The 18,150-nt window shown below is 53.3% G+C and carries 13 protein-coding genes; 10 read left to right on the forward strand and 3 right to left on the reverse strand.

Annotated elements, in window-relative coordinates:
- The first annotated feature begins 614 nt into the window (after window positions 1-614).
- The 5 genes from MUN82_RS12915 to MUN82_RS12935 all read left to right on the forward strand — a co-directional run bounded on the left by MUN82_RS12915 (window position 615) and on the right by MUN82_RS12935 (window position 8,126).
- On the forward strand, window positions 615-3,761 hold the full coding sequence (locus MUN82_RS12915; RefSeq protein ID WP_245091034.1) for a SusC/RagA family TonB-linked outer membrane protein: 3,147 nt from the start codon (window positions 615-617) through the stop codon (window positions 3,759-3,761).
- Between the two features lie 26 nt (window positions 3,762-3,787).
- Complete coding sequence (locus MUN82_RS12920) at window positions 3,788-5,260, forward strand: SusD/RagB family nutrient-binding outer membrane lipoprotein (protein WP_245091035.1); 1,473 nt, start codon at window positions 3,788-3,790, stop codon at window positions 5,258-5,260.
- A gap of 61 nt (window positions 5,261-5,321) precedes the next feature.
- Entirely contained in the window at window positions 5,322-5,783 is a 462-nt protein-coding gene (locus MUN82_RS12925; protein WP_245091036.1) for a hypothetical protein, read from the forward strand.
- A 369-nt stretch (window positions 5,784-6,152) separates the two neighbouring features.
- Window positions 6,153-7,079, forward strand: a complete 927-nt coding sequence (locus MUN82_RS12930) for an NmrA family NAD(P)-binding protein (RefSeq protein ID WP_245091037.1) — start codon at window positions 6,153-6,155, stop codon at window positions 7,077-7,079.
- Window positions 7,080-7,295: 216 nt separating this feature from the next.
- Window positions 7,296-8,126, forward strand: coding sequence for an ion transporter (locus MUN82_RS12935; RefSeq protein WP_245091038.1), 831 nt, complete (start codon window positions 7,296-7,298; stop codon window positions 8,124-8,126).
- Window positions 8,127-8,167: 41 nt separating this feature from the next.
- On the opposite strand, the gene MUN82_RS12940 is transcribed toward MUN82_RS12935, so the two are convergent.
- Window positions 8,168-8,602 (reverse strand): hypothetical protein, encoded by a 435-nt coding sequence (locus tag MUN82_RS12940; protein ID WP_245091039.1) that lies wholly within the window; start codon window positions 8,600-8,602, stop codon window positions 8,168-8,170.
- A gap of 137 nt (window positions 8,603-8,739) precedes the next feature.
- Between MUN82_RS12940 and MUN82_RS12945 the strand changes: the two genes are divergently transcribed.
- Window positions 8,740-12,180: an SbcC/MukB-like Walker B domain-containing protein gene (locus MUN82_RS12945; RefSeq protein WP_245091040.1), complete on the forward strand. Its 3,441-nt coding sequence runs from the start codon at window positions 8,740-8,742 to the stop codon at window positions 12,178-12,180.
- A gap of 21 nt (window positions 12,181-12,201) precedes the next feature.
- Here MUN82_RS12945 and MUN82_RS12950 read toward each other — a convergent pair whose 3' ends face one another.
- Together MUN82_RS12950 and MUN82_RS12955 are read right to left on the reverse strand one after the other, a co-directional pair.
- Window positions 12,202-13,266, reverse strand: coding sequence for a DUF6687 family protein (locus tag MUN82_RS12950; RefSeq protein WP_245091043.1), 1,065 nt, complete (start codon window positions 13,264-13,266; stop codon window positions 12,202-12,204).
- 104 nt (window positions 13,267-13,370) lie between these two features.
- Complete coding sequence (locus MUN82_RS12955; protein ID WP_245091044.1) at window positions 13,371-13,688, reverse strand: helix-hairpin-helix domain-containing protein; 318 nt, start codon at window positions 13,686-13,688, stop codon at window positions 13,371-13,373.
- Window positions 13,689-13,934: 246 nt separating this feature from the next.
- Between MUN82_RS12955 and MUN82_RS12960 the strand changes: the two genes are divergently transcribed.
- The 4 genes from MUN82_RS12960 to MUN82_RS12975 all read left to right on the forward strand — a co-directional run bounded on the left by MUN82_RS12960 (window position 13,935) and on the right by MUN82_RS12975 (window position 18,062).
- Window positions 13,935-14,381: a hypothetical protein gene (locus MUN82_RS12960; protein WP_245091045.1), complete on the forward strand. Its 447-nt coding sequence runs from the start codon at window positions 13,935-13,937 to the stop codon at window positions 14,379-14,381.
- Between the two features lie 69 nt (window positions 14,382-14,450).
- Window positions 14,451-14,762 (forward strand): thioredoxin, encoded by a 312-nt coding sequence (gene trxA / locus MUN82_RS12965; RefSeq protein WP_245091046.1) that lies wholly within the window; start codon window positions 14,451-14,453, stop codon window positions 14,760-14,762.
- Window positions 14,763-14,875: 113 nt separating this feature from the next.
- On the forward strand, window positions 14,876-17,212 hold the full coding sequence (locus MUN82_RS12970; protein WP_245091047.1) for a TonB-dependent receptor: 2,337 nt from the start codon (window positions 14,876-14,878) through the stop codon (window positions 17,210-17,212).
- A gap of 4 nt (window positions 17,213-17,216) precedes the next feature.
- Complete coding sequence (locus tag MUN82_RS12975; protein WP_245091048.1) at window positions 17,217-18,062, forward strand: DUF4249 domain-containing protein; 846 nt, start codon at window positions 17,217-17,219, stop codon at window positions 18,060-18,062.
- Window positions 18,063-18,150: the final 88 nt, after the last annotated feature.

The raw sequence follows: 18,150 nt of genomic DNA on the forward strand, positions 1-18,150 counted from the left end.
CCTGTCTCTACAATCTACCTTTAGAGTAGGTTGAACGTTAGTCACAATGCTTGTAAATAGAGGCGAACAATGAACGACTGCGAGGCACAGACGACAGGTAATCAATTTGTTAGTTAATCAGTGCTATTCGCCAGCATCGTAAAGTCTTCGCGTCGAGTTACAGCGGTATAAACGTACTGGCATAAGCTGCCGAAGGCCATTTTTAAGACAAGCGAGCAGAGCACCGAACCGATGAGGTATGCTGCATTGCACCAAGATTGTGTCCTTTTGGTGCGCAGGTGCTGTGCTATCTCAGCGCGCACAACTACATATCATGGTAAGCATACTATCAATGTGCATAACCAAACTTCATTTCTCAGTTAGCAATACAACAAAATGCAATTCAGTAAAGGTACCTGATCTATTAAGTCGGATAGCTTGTTTTGAATTGTGATATTTCTATCACACACTCCATTTATCTGTTATCTTCAATCATGGGGGCTACACAATCTATTAAAAAGCCATTAAAACAGCTATTAAAGTATAAAAATACTTTGTTATGTCATTTAACAATGTTTACTTGTCTCTCTAAGGTCATCAGAAAAAAATCTAGTTCTTACCTTTTTTTCTTTTAAATGAAAAAAACTTTACTCATGAGTATCTTATTGATACTCTCATCCCTTCAGTTTGTCGCTGCACAGAGCCGAACCATCTCTGGACAAGTAGTTGACAGGCAGTCTAATGAAGGACTACCAGGGGTTACGGTGGTTGTTAAAGGCACTACCAATGGAATTTCCACTAACTCCAATGGCACTTATTCTCTAACGGTACCTGGTGATGGTGGCACGCTTGTGTTCAGCTCTATAGGCTACATTACAGTAGAAAAAGCCATAGGAGCCGAGAATACCGTTAATGTTAGCTTATCTGCTGATACCAAGCAACTAAATGAGGTTGTAGTAACAGCACTAGGTGTAGAGCAGCAACGCAAAAGCCTCGGTTACTCTGTTTCGGAGGTAAAAAACGAGGAGCTAACGCAAGCTCGGCAGACCAACGTTGTTAACTCTCTTACAGGTAAAGTAGCCGGTGTGCGGGTGCAGGGTTCGAATGGCATGGTAGGCTCATCAGCAGGTATATTCATTCGTGGCCAGACGACTTTCACAGGCAGCAACCAGCCCCTTTTCGTAGTTGACGGCATTCCGATTGATAACGGAGGAGGCGCTAATGCATTGCAAGGCGGAGTATCAAACTCCAACCGCGCCATTGATATCAATCAGGATGATATCGAATCAGTATCTATTCTAAAGGGCCCTGCTGCAGCTGTACTATATGGTTCACGCGCAGCAGCAGGTGCTGTAGTTATTACTACTAAAAAAGGTGCTGCTCTTGGTTCTAAAAAACAGACAGTTAATGTCCTGTCGAATTACAATATTGTAAAAGTAGGTCGCCTACCCGACTATCAGAATATCTACGGTCAGGGGGCCGGTGGCGCGTTCAGCACGACCAGCAACCTCTCCTGGGGCCCAGTTGTCACGGGACAAAACGTTACGAACTTCCGCGGCGAACAGGAAGCGTTATCAATTAATCCTGATAACGTGAAAGACTTATTTAAGACAGGTTCCAACTTCCAGAATAACGTATCACTCTCGGGGGCTACGGATAAGTCGCGCTATTATGTTTCGTATGGCAACCTACATGAAGTAGGTATTCTGGATAACAACGACTTGAAGCGCAACACCCTTACGTTTAATGGTAGCTCTAACCTGACAAACAAGCTACGCACTGGTATCAATATTACCTTCACAAACAGCGCATCTAAACGCACGCAGCAAGGCAACCAGTTGGCAAACCCGTTCTTCCGTACGTGGTTCCTACCCCGCTCGTACGATGTTAACCGGTATCCATTTGAGTTGCCCAATGGTGGTCAGCAGCTACCCGCTGAAATAACCGCTACCAATGGCTTATTACCTGCCAACAATACGTGGTATAGCACGGATGATAATCCACTTTGGACAATTAAGAACAACCGCTACAATGATGAGTTAAACCGCATCATTGGTAGTGTGAGCGTAGGATACGATTTCACAGATTGGCTCTCGCTTGACTACCGCATTGGTACCGACACCTATTCGCAAACCTTTAAGCGCATCAACGCTCGTGACAGCCGCGGAGGTTCAGCTGCCAACCAACTCGGTGCTATCGAAGACGAAACCTACGTTCGGCGTGAGTTGAGTTCGTATTTGACCATGACTGCCACACGGAAAATAGGAGAGAATTTTGGTGTGAGAGCCTTCATCGGTAACGAGATTAACCAGCGCCGCGATACTGATAATGGTGTTATAGGTACGAACATTCAGATTCGCAACTATGATAATATTACCAATACGCTGGTATACAATCCATATGGCAACCGTACAGAACGTCGTTTGGTTGGCTTATTTGGAGAGGTAGGGTTTGACTTCCGTAAGGCTGTTTTCCTTAACCTACGTGGTCGTAACGACTGGTCATCTACATTTGGTCGCGACAATCGCTCTTATTTCTATCCTAGCGCCTCTACTAGCATTGTTCTAACAGAGATTATTCCTGGCCTAAAAGACAACCGTTATTTGTCGGCAGCCTCTATCCGCGGTGCTGCTGCTCAGGTTGGCCGTGAGGCTGGCACATATCTCACCGATACATATTATGCTACGACTGGTCCTAGCGACGGCTCCGGTCCCGTTGTCAACTTCCCGTTCCGCGGACAGTTAGGGCAATCACTAAACAATACAGGTGGCAATCCTAATCTAGGTCCAGAATTTACAACAACATACGAAGCTGGTTTGGATCTGAGCTTCTTTAATGGACGCATTGGTTTTGAGGGTTCTGTATTTAAACAACGTAGCACCGATATCATTTTTGGGGTGCCTGTAGCAGGGGCGTCTGGCTTTACAAACATCAACCAGAACATCGGTAAATCGGAATCACGAGGTATTGAGCTAGCACTGAATTCCGTACCTGTGAAGGTAGGTAGCTTCACATACAGCAACTCTATCAACTGGACGCACATCAAGAATACGGTAATTTCGCTTGCACCTGGTGTTGAGCAAATTACCCTTGGCGGTTTCGTAACTCCTAGCACCCGCTTAATTGCCGGCCAGCCTTATGGCGTTATTTTCGGTAGCGTTTTTCAGAAAGCTCCTACCGGCGAAGTTCTTATCAATGCCAATGGCCGCACGAGTGTACAAGCAAACAATCAAGTCGTAGGCAATCCTAATCCACAATGGACGGGGGGTATGACTAACACGTTTGCCTGGAAGGGTCTAACTTTAAACACTCTCTTAGATTTCCGCTACGGTGGCGACATCTATGGGCGTAACATTACAGACTTGCGACGCTCGGGTGCTGTCGCTGAAACGAAGGACCGGAATCGTACCTATGTACATAACGGGGTAGTAGCCAACGGTGATGGCACGTACTCGCCCAATACTACTCAGATTACTGCCGAGCAGTATTTTACTGACCTGTATGGTTCCGGTGTAGCAGAGTATATCATTTTCGATGCTTCCTGGTTGCGTTTGCGTGAGGTTTCACTTACATATTCTCTACCTAAAGAACTGACCAACCGCACGTTTTTAGGAGCAGTAGAACTTGGCCTCAATGCACGCAACGTGTTTTTGTATGCACCCAACGTACCGCACATCGACCCAGAGGTTAACGCACAAGGCGTGAGCAACTCACAAGGTTTGGAATTCAATGCCCTACCCCAAGCTCGTACGTATGGCGCGTCTATCCGCCTGACTTTCTAACTCACAGCATTTCGTGCTCTACTTATATGCAATTTCTTCGTTTTACTAAATACATCGCATTCGCTGCAACGTTGGGTTTCTTTAGCTCTTGCAACGAGTTCTTGGATGTAAATGACAGCCCCAACGCAGTTCTAAACGCTCCTGCTACTACTGTGCTGGTATCAGCACAGACGCAATTGGGTTTCCTAATGGGGTCTGACCTGCACCGATTCACTTCGATTCTGGTGCAACAAAACGCAGGCCAGGGGGGACCTTCTATTCAAACCGTTTTGTATGACCGTTATGTCATTACAGAAACGGATATAAACAATGTGTGGCGCTTCAGTATTTACGGCGGTGCGCTAGCTGACATGCAAAGTCTGATTGCTCAGACAGCAGAGACCAGCCCTAAATATGCGGGCATTAGCCAGCTCATGCAGGCTTATCTTTTTTCTGTCACCACAGATGCATTTGGCGACATTCCCTACACTCAGGCCTTGCAGTTCGCTGGCAATGTGCAGCCGGCCTATGATCCGTCACAGCAGGTATACGAAAACCTTATCACGCTAATTAACACTGGCCTAGAAAACATAGACAAGCAATCGGTTTTAACCCCTGGAGCCGATGATCTTATCTATGCTGGTGATATGGCCAAATGGCGCCGCTTTGCAAATACGCTTAAGCTACGCCTTTACATTCACTATTTTCCAAAGCTTTCATCTAACGCTACTACTGCATTTGCTTCATTACTTCAGGCTGGTCCTAGTGCCTTTATGACGGGTACGGCAGACAACTTCCAGCTTGCATTTGAAGCACTGTCGCAACGTACTAATCCTATTCACCAATTCGAGACCAACCGAATAGGAAACTTCTTCCCAAGCTCTACCCTCGTGGATTTGATGAATGGTAAAGCTGACCCGCGCCGTGCATCTTATTTTACCCAGTATCCAACAGGCAGTGGTCAGTATTTAGGCGCGGGTAATGGTACCGGGGTAGGAGCGCCTAATACCAATTTCTCGCGCATTGGAACTTTTCTACGAGGTGCATCAACTGGTACGGGAGTGCAGGAATACGCGGGAGATGCGCCTATTCGGATGCTAACATTCGCGGAATACAATTTCATTCTAGCAGAATATTATGCTCGGACTGGTAATGTAGCAGCTGCACAAACCAGTTTCACGGCTGGCATCAACGCCTCTATGTCTATGGCAGGTGTGAGTACTGCTAATTCAACTGCATACATAGCTGCTCGTCCTGCACTAGCGACTTTAAGTGCTGCTGATCAGATACGAGTGATTATTGAGGAAAAGTTTGTAGCCAGCTATGGCGTAGCAGTAGAGCCCTGGACAGACTGGCGCCGCACAAAATTCCCAGCGTTGACACCACCGTCCAACGCGCAGGAAACTGTTATTCCGCGTATTCTGCCTTACTCTGATGTTGAGCGGGTATCCAATCCAGCTAATACCCCAGCTCGTCCTACCATTACGGCACCTAGTGTTTTCTGGGACCCAGGCGCTTAAATGTTGCTACCCATCATTTACATGGTGGCTTACATTCACCTCACAAAGACAGTACTCACTCATGAAACAACCGTTTTATACTATATTTTTCCTTCTTTTTGCAGCACTTACAATGCTCACCAGCTGCGAAAAAGATGACGTTTTGGATAACATGGTCATCCCACAGACGACTATCACATTTGATGACAACATCGATAAGATAACGGCTGACTACAAAGTGAATAGCACACTCACTTTAAAAATAAGCGGGTTGAATACTGCTACCAGCGTACAGGTCACGTCACGCTACACAGCAAGCGGCGCCACTAAGACCAAAGAAGTAGCAACACTTATTCCTACTAATGGGGTAGCAACGTTGAGTGTGCCAGTTAGCGCTCTTCGTAATACCGCGGATGGTGCCATAACGGGTGCCACTACTACAACTGCTTCTCGCACCAGCAATACATATAGTTTGATTGTGAAAGCAACACTACCAAATAATATAACAGAACAACGCATCTTTTCTGCGATTATCGTGCAGTAAAGTTCGTAACTGATATATAAACGAGGCCTCTACAAATACGTAGAGGCCTCTTTCGTTTTAAATAAGTCAGGTTACAAACCAGAAGAGTCATAATATACTTTCTTTCTATAAGGCGATATCTAAATCGCTATGTAGGATAATCACAAAAATGACAGTTGGCCACTATGTGTTCATTGAAACTTTGTGCCTACTATTTTATGAGCTCTCGTTTCGTAGAAAAACCAAAGACAATCATTGTTAATTCTACCTGGGAGTATTTGCACTTCATGATCTTTCGATACAACCTTCGGAGAAGGTAGGTGGTACTACCCTCATTGGTTGGAGCTGGTTCTTGAGGTACCAATCATCTACATTCCACTTTCCTCTGTGATGCCTACTAATCTGCAAGCCAATTCTACTGTCCCTTCCGCTACTATCGTGCTGGCTGGCGCTACCGGTGCTCTGGGTCTTCTTATTGCTCATCAGCTTCGCCAGCGAGGCGCTAATGTGCGAGCTTTAGTACGCTCTAGTAGTAATTTGTCGGCCGAGGCCGAGTCGCTGCGCTTGCAGGGAGCCGAGGTGCTGGAGGTTGATTACAACGACTCTACTGTCCTCATACAAGCCTGCCAGGGGGCCGATTGCGTAGTATCAGCGCTGTCGGGACTGCGAGCGGTGATTGTAGATGCTCAAACGCAATTGCTCAACGCGGCTGTGGCAGCTGGTGTACCGCGTTTTATCCCTTCTGATTATTCAGCCGATTTCACCCGCCTACCCGAAGGCTCAAACCGCAATTTCGACCTGCGTTGGGAGTTTCAGCACCGGCTCGATCAGGCACCTATCCAAGCTACCTCCATTCTCAGTGGCATGTTCATGGACCTGCTGACCGGACAGGCACCGCTCATTCAGCCCGGTATTCACCGCATCATCTATTGGGGCGACGCCGACCAGCCCCTGGACTTCACGACCATGCGTAACACGGCGGCCTACACGGCTGCTACCGCCCTTGACCCTACCACACCCCGCTACCTGCGCATTGCCGGCGAGGTAGCCACCCCGCGCGATTTGCAAATCATTGCCACTGCGGCTACCGGCCACCCCTATAAGTTGCTGCGGGTAGGCGGCCTAGGTGTGCTCGAAACCATGAGCAGGGTAACAAAAACACTCTTACCGGCTAAAAACGAGGTGTTTCCGCCATGGCAGGGCATGCAATATCTGCACAACATGCTCAGTGGCCAAGCCAAACTCTCAACGCTGGACAACAACCGTTATCCTGGCATTCGCTGGACGAAGGTGCAAGAGGTGCTGCAAAAGCCATAGTAGCTTTGCGGTGCCTATCAATCGGCATGCAATACGACGCTTATAACGTTACCCAACGTCCTGCACCCATGGTATTAATTTACAAATTGGGTAGTGTAGGCGCAGCGTGGCCGCTCCCACTAATTATTAGGCAAACCTGTGTACGTAGGCCATTACGACCTGCAGCGTAATCTGCTACTTGCCAGTACCCTGTATCATATAGTCCTACTCCTGTCTATGGATATACGCCCGCAGAACAACCCAATGCATTGGAAGCAACGTGCGTACCGTATCATCTTCGAGTCGGATACGCCAGCCGGGCAGGCCTTCGACACGGTGCTGCTCGTGGCCATTGTACTGAGCGTACTTACAGTAATGCTGGAAAGCGTGGCGCACATTGCAGCGCAACACGGCCAGTTTTTACGAGCAGTGGAGTGGGTATTCACCGGATTGTTTCTGGTAGAGTACATTATTCGGCTAGTGGTGGTACGCCGGCCCCTGGCCTACGCGCTGAGTTTGCTAGGCATTATTGACCTACTAGCGGTGTTACCCACGCTGGCCTCTTTAGCAATGATTGGCAGCCATTACTTAGTTGTCATTCGCACGTTGCGGCTGCTGCGCGTGTTTCGTATTTTCAAGCTGGGGCGCTTTGTGGGCGAAGGCGAGTTTATTGTGGATGCACTGAAAGCCAGTCGCTTCAAGATTCTAGTGTTTCTAACGGCCGTTTTGACGATTGTGATTGTCATTGGAACGTTCATGTACGTCGTAGAAGGCGGCAAGAACGGTTTTACCAGCATTCCTCAGAGTATCTACTGGGCCATCGTAACGTTGACGACCGTGGGTTACGGCGACATCTCACCGGTCACGGTGCTGGGCCGAACTATGGCCTCTATTCTGATGATTCTGGGCTATGCCATCATTGCTGTGCCCACAGGGATTGTATCAGCCCAAATGGCACGCCCTACCACCGATGCGCCTACCTTCAAGCAGGCAACTTGCCACATATGCCAAGCCAATGGCCACCGCGATGACGCCGAATTCTGTTGGAATTGCGGGGAGAAACTGTAGAAGCCGTTACATCCTGCGCTGTGCCGGATACAGCACTGGGTTTAGGCTGCCGCTAACCATGGCTGCATCATTCTTTTCAATTCCTCTCCGCTAAAGCTAAACTTGACACTGCTGGTGCCTACTAGAATACGAGTTGTGTAAGTAGTAGACCAAAGAAACTTTTGCTCCTCAAGCCGTTCGATACACGACCACGGAATGAGTAATGGAGGATGGCCCACACGAAAAAGAAATACGACGGACAACGATAAACCAGATGCCGACGCAGCTGCTTTGATTACGCCGTTGTACCTAGCGAAGCCCAGTTTCGCCTGGTGCAGCTGGAACTGCGAGTCCGCTATCTCCTCCTCTGCAACTTGAAATTGTGTGGACAGTTGATACCAACCAAAAAAGGAGATGAGTTTGCACACCACACACCAGAAACCTATGAACACAGTTATGAACGCCGGAATAACTAGAAGTAACGACGAATTATTCATGCAATAAATAACTACAATTCGTTGCTTATATCACGTACTCACATTCATTTCTACATTAAAAGATAAATCTGCCCCCTCGTTCTATACAGTTTCTTTCGGCGCAGTAACTTCGTGGTCCGCCCTGCTTCTTACGCCCCATGAAAATTCTCCGCGTCCGCTTTTTTAATCTCAACTCCCTGCGCGGGGAGCATTTCGTTGATTTCAGCACTGCGCCCCTAGCTGACGCGGGTTTGTTTGCCATTACTGGCCCCACTGGTGCCGGCAAAACCACCATTCTCGATGCCGTTACGCTGGCGCTCTATGGCCAAGTGCCCCGCCACGAGGGTAGCGGCCCGGAGCAGGTGATGAGCCACGGCACTGGCGAGAGTTGGGCCGAGGTAGAGTTTCAGGTGAACGGCAAAACCTACCGTTCGAAGTGGGGGCAGTACCGTGCCAGGCGCAAGCCCGGTGGCAACCTCCAAGACCCAAAAATGGAGCTGAGCGAGCAGCCCGAAACGCCCAATCCTGAAGCACCAGAGAAATGGCCGATTCTGGAAAGCTACAAGTCGCGGGTGCCCGTGCGCGTAGCCGAGCTAAGCGGGCTGGAATACCGACAGTTTCTGCGTTCGGTGCTACTGGCCCAGGGCGATTTTACGCGGTTTCTGAAATCGAGCCCCGGCGAGCGGGCGCAGTTGTTGGAGAAGATTACTGATACGCGTAAGTACTCCGATATTTCAGTGGCAGCGTTCCAACGGGCTAAGGAAGAAGCCCAGCGGGTAGAGCAACTGCAAACAGGCCTAGCCGGTGTAGCGCTGCTGTCGGCCGAGGAGGTAGGGGCGCTGGAAGCCGAAGCTCAGGAATTGACCATCCAGCTCGAAGCTACTACCGCCACCCAAGAACAGTTGCGTGAAGCTCGCCAGTGGCACCAGAAGCTGCATGACCTGCGCCAGCGCCAGCACACCACCCAGCAGCGCCAGCAGCAACTCATTGCCCAAGCCGCCTCGCTGGAACCACTACGGCAGCGTTTGACGCTGCATCAGCAAGCCGCGCCTTTTGCCACCGACTATGCTTTGCTTCGACAAGCCGAGCAGCAGCTAGGCCAGCTGCGCGGCGAGGTAGGCCAATTGCAAGAGCAGCTACCGCAGCTACAAGAGCGACGCGCTACCGCCGAAGACGCGTTGCATGCTGCCCGCGAGGCCCATACGCAGGCCACTGCCGCCCAAGCAGAGCAGGAACCCAAGCTGCGCGCCGCCGAATTGCTTGATCACCAACTACAGGAGAGTCAACAGCAGCTTGACAAAGGCAAAACAGAATACGAGGAAAAAAACGAGCAGTGCAAGCGCATAAAGACCACGGCTGAGCAGGCCACCAAGCAAGCAAACGCCCTCCGGGAGCAGGTGAAGGATGCTGAGAAGTGGCTTTTGATCAATAAGGTAGTGAGCGAGCTAGGGTCGGAGCTGCCAGAGTTAGCGGCCAATTTGCAGCAGTGGACCAGCCTGCGTACGGCACTTGGACAGCTAGAGCAGCGCCTACACGAAGCCCAACAGCGCCAGCGAAAAGCCGCTACCGAAGCCGCCACGCAACAGCACGCCACTGATACCGCCCGGCAGCAGCACGCCAGCCTGAGCAGCCGCTACGAAGCCGCTGGGGAGGCCCGCGCTACCTGGCTGCACCGCCTGCGCCACCACGTAAGAGGGTTGCAGCAGGAGCAAGAGCGCGAACAGCAGCACTGGGACGACTTGCGGCGCAGTCTGCAATTGCAACAGCTTGTCCTGTCGCATACCGATACGCGCTTGTTGCTGGAAGCTGGTCTACCGTGCCCGGTATGCGGCGCTACCGAGCATCCGTATGTAGCTGGTGTGCTAGGAGTAAGCGAAGACTCCTTCCAGCGTGACCGGCAACGAGAGGAAACGCTTAGCCAGCGGGTGCGGGCGCTGGGCACCCGCTTCAACCGCCTGAACACCTATGTAACAGTATTGGAGCAAGCCGGTCCGGAGCCGACTGCTGCCGAAGCTCCTACCCTGCAGTTGCTGCCCGAAACAGCCGAGAAGAGCGCCATCGAAGAAGTGAAAGCCTTGGTGGCCTCGCTTCAAGAGCTGCGCAATCAGCTGGTGACTGCCGACCAACGGGTGCATCAGGCATCTACCCAGTATACTGCGACCACTCGTCAGCAACAGGAATACGCCGATATAGCCAGCAGCCTGGCGCAGGAGCTGGCCGATGCAAAGGACCAGATAGGCCCCGTGCAGGCCATCATTCAGAGTCAGGCGGCATACTTCGGCTTGTCATTCGCCGCCCAGAATGGACCTACTCTGATGGAGCAGGCTCGTGGGCGCTTAGTGGAGTTTGACCAGAAGACGAAACAGCTCAACACAGCCAAGCAGGAACTTGGGGCCGTGGATGTGGCCGCCACCCGCGCCGCCGCCGACCAGCAGGAGCTACAAGCTTGGCTGAAAGCGCGCAAGCAAAGCCTGGTTGACCTACACGACGCCATCCAGCAACAGCGGCGGCAGCGCCACGAGCTGCTGCCCGAGCCTAATATAGCCCACGCCCGCCAGCAGCTCGAAACGGCCCTCCGCACCGCCGACCAGCATCGCCAGCAGGCCGAGCAACAGCTGCAACAGCACGCCACCACACTCACCTTGGCGACAGATAAGCTGCGCCAGCGCGAGCAAGATGTTGCGAAACAGCAGCAATTGCAAGTCGAGCGTCACGCTACCCTATCGGCGGCGCTGGGTGCGGCCGGCCTCGCGCCCGACCCGGGCATCCTCCCTACCCTGCTCCTACCTGATGCGGAGGCAGGCAACCTGCAAAGCCAGTTGCGCCGCCACGAGCAGGATGTGCACCTAGCTGAGCAAACCCTACAAGAAACCGCCGAGCAACTGCAGCAGGAGGAAACCCGCGCCCTTAGTATAGAGTCGCCGGAAACGATCAGCCAACAGCTCACCACCAACACCCAGCAACTGGCTACTCTCAATCAGCAGTTGGGCCAACGCCAGCAGCGCCTCGCCGACCACCGCGCGGGGGTAGCTAAGCACGCTTCGCTGGTGGTAGAAATTGAAAAGCAGCAGCAGGAAGCCCGGCGCTGGCGCCAGCTCACTGACCTCATCGGCTCAGCCGACGGCAAGAAGTTCAGCGAGTTTGCCCAGGGCCTGACGCTGGCCCGGCTGGTGGATCTGGCGAACCGCCACCTGCACCGCTTCACGGACCGCTACCGCATCAGCCGCAACCCGCAGGAGCACCTCGATCTACTCATCACCGACCACTACCAGGCCGACAACGTGCGCTCCATGAACTCGCTATCGGGTGGAGAAAGCTTCTTGGTGAGCTTGGCGCTGGCCCTGGGCCTCTCGGAACTGGCCGGCCGCAAAACGCAAATCGACACGCTCTTTATCGACGAAGGCTTCGGCACCCTCGACCCCGATACGCTCGACGTGGCCCTATCGGCGCTGGAGACGTTGCAGGGCACGGGCAAAACCATTGGCATCATCTCCCACGTGGAGGCCCTAAAGGAACGCGTGAGCACGCAAATCAACGTGCGCAAGGGCGCAGGCGGCGTAAGCTCGTTGCGGGTGGTAGGATTTGGGGAGGAAGTGTAGCGCAGACTCTCAAGCTTAAATCTACTGCGCGGCCGCCCGTATCTCCGTCCACGTCCAATAGCGGCGCGAGTTAATGCTGGCATAGCTCCGCCGAAAAAACGCTACGACTTCATTTTCTATTACCTCGGCGGGGATGGAAGATGCATACAGCGGGCGTTGGTCGGGGTCGGCGTAGCGCTGAGCTTTGGTGAGACCCTTGCCGGAAAGGCGCAGTAGCGGACCTGTATCTGTAACGCCATCGTGGGTCCAGCGACGGGTAGTTTGCTCCAACTTGTTCAAACGGTCAGCCAACGTATCAAGCGGTAGACGCGGTAAGGTAGGACGTGATTCGAGGTCAATCCACGTGGTGTATTTGTACTCGAATTCATAGCGCTGGCCGTCGTACAGGCTCAGCACCATATCGAAACCTGCTGTGGGGCCATACAGCGCGTAGTAAGGTAGCGGCTCCGGCGTGCGTACTACCATCAGCCCGATTTCAGGATAAGGCGCGTGTGTGGTAGCTGCGCTCTGCATGATAGCCGCGGCCTGCTTTATTCGCTCGTACTCAGGCAGCCACACAGCACACTCGCCCGCTGGGTTTTCCAGCACCGCCGCGAAGCGCGGTAGAAACCATTCAAACTTTTCGGCCGAAGCCTCGTCCTCACGCCGACGACGGGCAGGTGCGCCAAACGGCTCGTAAAATCGCGCCTTTTCCTCGGCGTTCAGCCAGCATACCAATTGCAAGGCGTGGTCGGCTTGCGGGTCGTGCCAGTCGATTTCGCGGAAGTCGCCGAGGGTAGCCACCAGGCGCAGCAGGTGCTCGTGGCGCAGCGCCAGCGCCGGATTCAGCAGACTCCACACGCCTACAAATCCATCTACATCAAAGTGGTTGGCTGATACGGCTTGTGCTTCCAGTCCCGGCGTGGCGGGCTGGTGCAAGGCGCGCAGCACCGAGCCAGCACTGGTATCGTCGCGCAGAGGCTCGGGTGTGGCCGCACCACGCCAGTGCGCTAGCGTGAGGGCAGCACCCAGGCCAGTGCTATCTACCAGAATGGTAGGCTGCCGCCGCAACTGCGCAAATGGGACAAAAAAGCGGGAGGAAATCATACAGGTAAAAGTAGTAGCCTACTGGTTATCGGTATGGAGGCAACAATTACAAATGTCTCTTTCACTCTTTATAATCCTATACAATATTTACACCCAACATAAATTTATTTATACTTTCCCCGCCTATTAGAAATTCGCTCTACCCGATTGTTCCGAATCCAGCCCAGGTACTTTTGCAACTCCTCGGCTTCCCGTAGAGCTTCGATGGTGCCATACTGCTGAGCCAAGGTTTTGTTGGGTAGCAACAGGTGCACGGTGCTGTGGCACGGCTGGCACAAATCGGCCACTGGCCCATACTTACCACCTTCTTCTCGCGGCACCAGGTGGTGGCGCGTCACCTGCCCTACCCGCCGCAAGCAAAGTGCGCACTGTGGCTCTTCCGGCACAGATTTAGCAATTATTCCTTTCCGACGACGTGCCATACTCTACAAATCTACCTTACTGGCATTATTCAAAGCCACCACATAAACATTTATATTTATTGTAAAATTCATAAATTTTACCGCTGCCATATTCTATTATATTTTATATTCGACTTCATTTTTTAAAATATTTTAATCTAGTCGCCTCATCAACACTCGTCACAAGCAGCGGCGAGGCGCGGGTTGGCTAATGAAAACAACACGAGCTAATTTTTCACTCCTTCTGTTCCTTTCATCTTTTTGCGTATGCCCACTTCTACTCCTTTTTCATTTAGTTTGACAACGCTGCTGCGGGCGGCTGGTTTTGCGCTGGCGCTGCTGTTATTTACTTCTACCGCTTCCCAAGCGCAAACCTGGCTAGTATCAACGGACACATATGTGAAGCTAGGCGTGGTAGACAAGTTTGGCCAGTTGGGGGCGTACACCGCCAAGTTTGTTGTCACCAATCAAGCGACCGGCAAAACCTACATGCTCGAAAAGCAGATACCTGCTGGCCAAAAAGGCGTAGATGTTGTTTTCCCCTCGGAACCCTCCGAAGCTGACTACTTCAAATCGGACCGCAACGAAGCGGGCACGGCGGCGCCCGGCCGCTACGTGTGGGAGTGCCAAGTGAGCGGCAAAAAAGTAGTAGGCGGCTTCTTTGAGTTTGAAAAAGCCGGCAACGACGTGACGGTTATCGAACGGCGGAAGTAGAAGCCTTTTTGCCGGCGTCTGCGTATGCGGAGTAGTATATTTTTCTCCCACTCCGCAACCGCTTTTCCTATGCCCAAAAAGTCTTTTTCCGAGTTGATCAACAGCCCTGGTATGCCGGTGCTGGTTGATTTTTACGCCGATTGGTGCGGTCCGTGCAAAACCATGGCGCCCATTCTGCAACAGATAGCCCAGCAACACCAAGGCAAGCTGCGTGTCATCAAGATTGACGTGGACCGCAACCAGGCGGTGGCCCAGCAGTTTCGGGTGCAGAGCATTCCTACCCTCATCCTGTTTCAGAATGGGCAGCCCGTATGGCGACAGGCCGGGGTGGTACCTGCCCCGCAGCTCAACCAAACGTTGCAGAGTTTTGTGAATCGTTGAGGTAGCTTTCGTAGTGCGCATAGCCGGCCCGACAAACTATCCGGCAGGGTTCGACGTTGGAGTATGCGCCCCTCCTGCTTTTCTCTCCTATTCGTCCCAAAACCCCTTGCCTGTTGTTTGTACGCTATACCCTTGTAGTAGCTAGTCTGCTAATGCCCTTGTTTGCGCTGGCGCAAACGCAGTATACGCTTAGTGGTGTGGTGCGCGCCGCCGATACGCACGAAGTGCTACCCGGCGCGTCGGTGGCCGTACTGGCCTCGGCTACCGGCACAGCCACCAACGAAAACGGCGCCTACTCCCTACCCCTGCCCGCGGGCACGCACGAGGTAGTAATATCTTTTTTGGGCTATCAGCCGGTCACGCGCACCATCACGTTGCGCCGCGATCAGCGCCTGTTAGTGGAGCTGCCCACGGCGGCCAACGAGCTGGGTGAGGTGGTGGTGCGCGGCTCGGGCACGCTGGAGCAGAAGCTCCAGACCACGCAAATGAGCGTAGAGCGCCTCACCACCCGCGAGGCCAAGCTCTTGCCCGCGTTGTTTGGTGAGGTAGACCTGCTGAAAACCCTACAGCTGAAGCCCGGCGTGCAAAACGGCGGCGAGGGCACCTCCGGCCTGTTTGTGCGCGGTGGCTCTTCCGACCAGAACCTGGTGCTGTTGGATGATGCGGTGGTGTACAATCCGGCGCACTTGTTCGGGCTATTTTCGGTGTTCAATCCCGATGCTGTGCAGAGCGTAGACCTGTACAAGGGCGGTTTTCCGGCGCAGTATGGCGGGCGCCTTTCTTCTATTATTGATGTGCGCTTGCGCGAGGGCAGCCACGAGAAGGTAGGCGTGAGCGGCGGCATCGGTCTGATTTCTTCACGCTTGGCGATAGAAGGGCCGCTGAACAAGGGCAAAGGCTCGTTTCTGGTTTCTGGTCGGCGCACGTATTTCGATGTATTCACGCGTGCTATCAACCGGGTGAACCAGGATGACCCTGACTATAGCCCCATTCCCGACTACTATTTTCAGGACCTCAACCTGAAAGCCAATTACCAGCTGGGTAGCAAAGATCAAGTGTTCCTGACGGGTTATTACGGCAGCGACGTGTTCGGCTTCAACAGCGACGGTGGCTTTAACATCAACTTCGAGTGGGGTAATATGCTGGGGTCGCTGCGCTGGCAGCACACGTTTGCGCCACGCTTGTACCTGAATACCACGGCGTCCGTCACCCGCTACCGCTACAACATCGGCAATGCGTTGGATGAGTTCAGCTTTGGCCTAGCCTCTACCATCCGCGACCTAAGCCTGCGCTCCGACCTGGAATACCGCTCCGCCGACAACCGGCACGTGCTAAAGGCCGGCGCCACCATCACTTCGCACGACTTTGGAGTAGGCCGTTTGCAAGCCGAAAGCGTGAGCAACTTGGTCAACTTCGGCTCCGACGTGAACTACGCCGGCGTGGAAGGCGGCGTATACGCGTCCGATAACTTCACCATCAACGACAAATGGCAGCTCGACTACGGCCTGCGCTTGTCGGGTTTCCATAGCGGCTCCGATACCTACGGTGGCATCGAGCCCCGCGTGGCAGCGCGTTATTCATTGTCGCCTACCCTCAGCCTGAAGGCCAACTACGCGCTGATGTACCAGTACATTCACCTGGTGACGAACTCGGGCGCTTCCCTCCCCACCGATATCTGGTACCCTTCGCGTTTATCCGTAAAGCCGCAACGCTCGCAGCAGGTGGCCACGGGCGTGAGTTGGCTACTGGGCGGCGGTAAGTACTTGCTCACCAACGAGGTATATTATAAGTGGGCTGCAAATCAGATTGACTTCCGCGACGGTGCCCAACTGTTTGCCAACGCCGATCTGGACCAGGAGTTCTTGTTTGGCAAGGGCTGGGCCTACGGAAACGAAATCTATCTGGAAAAAAAAGAAGGCAAAACCACCGGCTGGATTGGTTACACCCTGGCCTGGACCAAGCGGCGGTTTCCGCCTCAACGCGGCACCACGGGCATCAACAACGGAGCCGTCTACTACCCTACCTACGACCGGCGCCACAACCTGACGGTGGTGGTACTGCACCAGCTTTCGCCGCGCATCAACCTCACGGGCTCGTTTGTGTTTACCTCGGGGGCTGCTACTACGTTGCCGCAGGGACGCTTTGCGTTTCAGGATGCCCTGGGCAGCGGCGGCGACCCAGTGGCGGTGCCGCTCTACCCCGAGCGCAACACCTACCGCCTGGCACCCTACAACCGCCTCGACCTGGGTTTAGTGTACAAGCTGCGGCCCCGCCACGGCGAGTCGGACCTGACGCTGAGCATCTACAACGCCTACAATCGGCGCAATCCCTACTTCATCTACTTCGACCGGATAGAGGACCCCGAAACCGAACGCACCACGGGCTACCGGGCCCGGCAGGTGTCGCTGTTCCCTACTATTCCGTCGATTACGTACAACTTCAAATTCTAACCCGATGCGCTGTTTCCGCCGCCAACCTGTGGCCTGGCTGTTGCTGAGCCTCTTTGCCCCTACCCTGCTGGCCGGCTGCGGCAGCTTGCAGAAAGACGTTGACGTGGTCTTGCCCTTTGGGCCGTCGCAGTTGGTAGTGGAGGCTTATCTAGAGCCAAATGTGGTGCCGCGCCTAGCCGTGACCGAAACGCAGCCCTACCTAGCCGAGGTTGCTATACCATTGGTACCCGATGTTACGGCCATCATTATCCGCCCCAACGGCACCCGCGATACGCTGATGTACGCGCCCACCATCGACCGCGCTACGCGCAAGGGCTACACGCACATTGGCCGACGCCGGCTGAATGCCCGCCCCGGCGACACCTTCCAGTTAGAAGTGTATGATAAGCAAGGTAGGCGCCTGACTGGTACAGCTACCATGCCGACTACCGTACCGATTCAGAATGTGGAGTGGCGCTTCAATAATGAAACCGGCAACCAGCGCCGGGCCTACGTCCTCAACACTTTCCAGGACCCTGCTGGCCTGGGCGACGCCTACCGCTTCATGGTACACCGCCGCTCGCTGCTCAACGACCCGGAAGTAGAGTACACCGTGCAAGACCGCCTCACCGATGGCCAGAGTATCACGCTGGGCACCTCCTACGAGTTTCGCCCCAACGATACGCTCATTGTCAGCCTTTTCCACCTCGACACGCCCTATTACAACTTCCTGCAATCGGTGCAAGATGCGCGCAGTGCCAACAACAACCCCTTCGCGCAGCCATCCGGCGTGAAATCAACCGTAACAGGCGGTGTGGGCGTGTTCACGGTACTGAGCGTGCAGCGGCAGAATATTATTCTGCGGGAGTAATGGTAAAATTGTGAGTTTGTAGATAGCCTAAACGGCTGTCATCCTGAGCAGAGCGAAGGACCTTCTCACAGCAAAACGACGGACGTAA

Origin of the sequence: Hymenobacter aerilatus (genome assembly GCF_022921095.1) — a bacterium.
Lineage (GTDB): Bacteria > Bacteroidota > Bacteroidia > Cytophagales > Hymenobacteraceae > Hymenobacter > Hymenobacter aerilatus.

Bases quoted from the DNA above. Each gene is read 5' to 3' on its own strand.
- MUN82_RS12915 (WP_245091034.1), top strand. From the start codon at position 615: ATGAAAAAAACTTTACTCATGAGTATCTTATTGATACTCTCATCCCTT.
- MUN82_RS12920 (WP_245091035.1), top strand. From the start codon at position 3,788: ATGCAATTTCTTCGTTTTACTAAATACATCGCATTCGCTGCAACGTTG.
- MUN82_RS12925 (WP_245091036.1), top strand. From the start codon at position 5,322: ATGAAACAACCGTTTTATACTATATTTTTCCTTCTTTTTGCAGCACTT.
- MUN82_RS12930 (WP_245091037.1), top strand. From the start codon at position 6,153: ATGCCTACTAATCTGCAAGCCAATTCTACTGTCCCTTCCGCTACTATC.
- MUN82_RS12935 (WP_245091038.1), top strand. From the start codon at position 7,296: ATGGATATACGCCCGCAGAACAACCCAATGCATTGGAAGCAACGTGCG.
- MUN82_RS12940 (WP_245091039.1), bottom strand. From the start codon at position 8,602: ATGAATAATTCGTCGTTACTTCTAGTTATTCCGGCGTTCATAACTGTG.
- MUN82_RS12945 (WP_245091040.1), top strand. From the start codon at position 8,740: ATGAAAATTCTCCGCGTCCGCTTTTTTAATCTCAACTCCCTGCGCGGG.
- MUN82_RS12950 (WP_245091043.1), bottom strand. From the start codon at position 13,266: ATGATTTCCTCCCGCTTTTTTGTCCCATTTGCGCAGTTGCGGCGGCAG.
- MUN82_RS12955 (WP_245091044.1), bottom strand. From the start codon at position 13,688: ATGGCACGTCGTCGGAAAGGAATAATTGCTAAATCTGTGCCGGAAGAG.
- MUN82_RS12960 (WP_245091045.1), top strand. From the start codon at position 13,935: ATGCCCACTTCTACTCCTTTTTCATTTAGTTTGACAACGCTGCTGCGG.
- trxA (WP_245091046.1), top strand. From the start codon at position 14,451: ATGCCCAAAAAGTCTTTTTCCGAGTTGATCAACAGCCCTGGTATGCCG.
- MUN82_RS12975 (WP_245091048.1), top strand. From the start codon at position 17,217: ATGCGCTGTTTCCGCCGCCAACCTGTGGCCTGGCTGTTGCTGAGCCTC.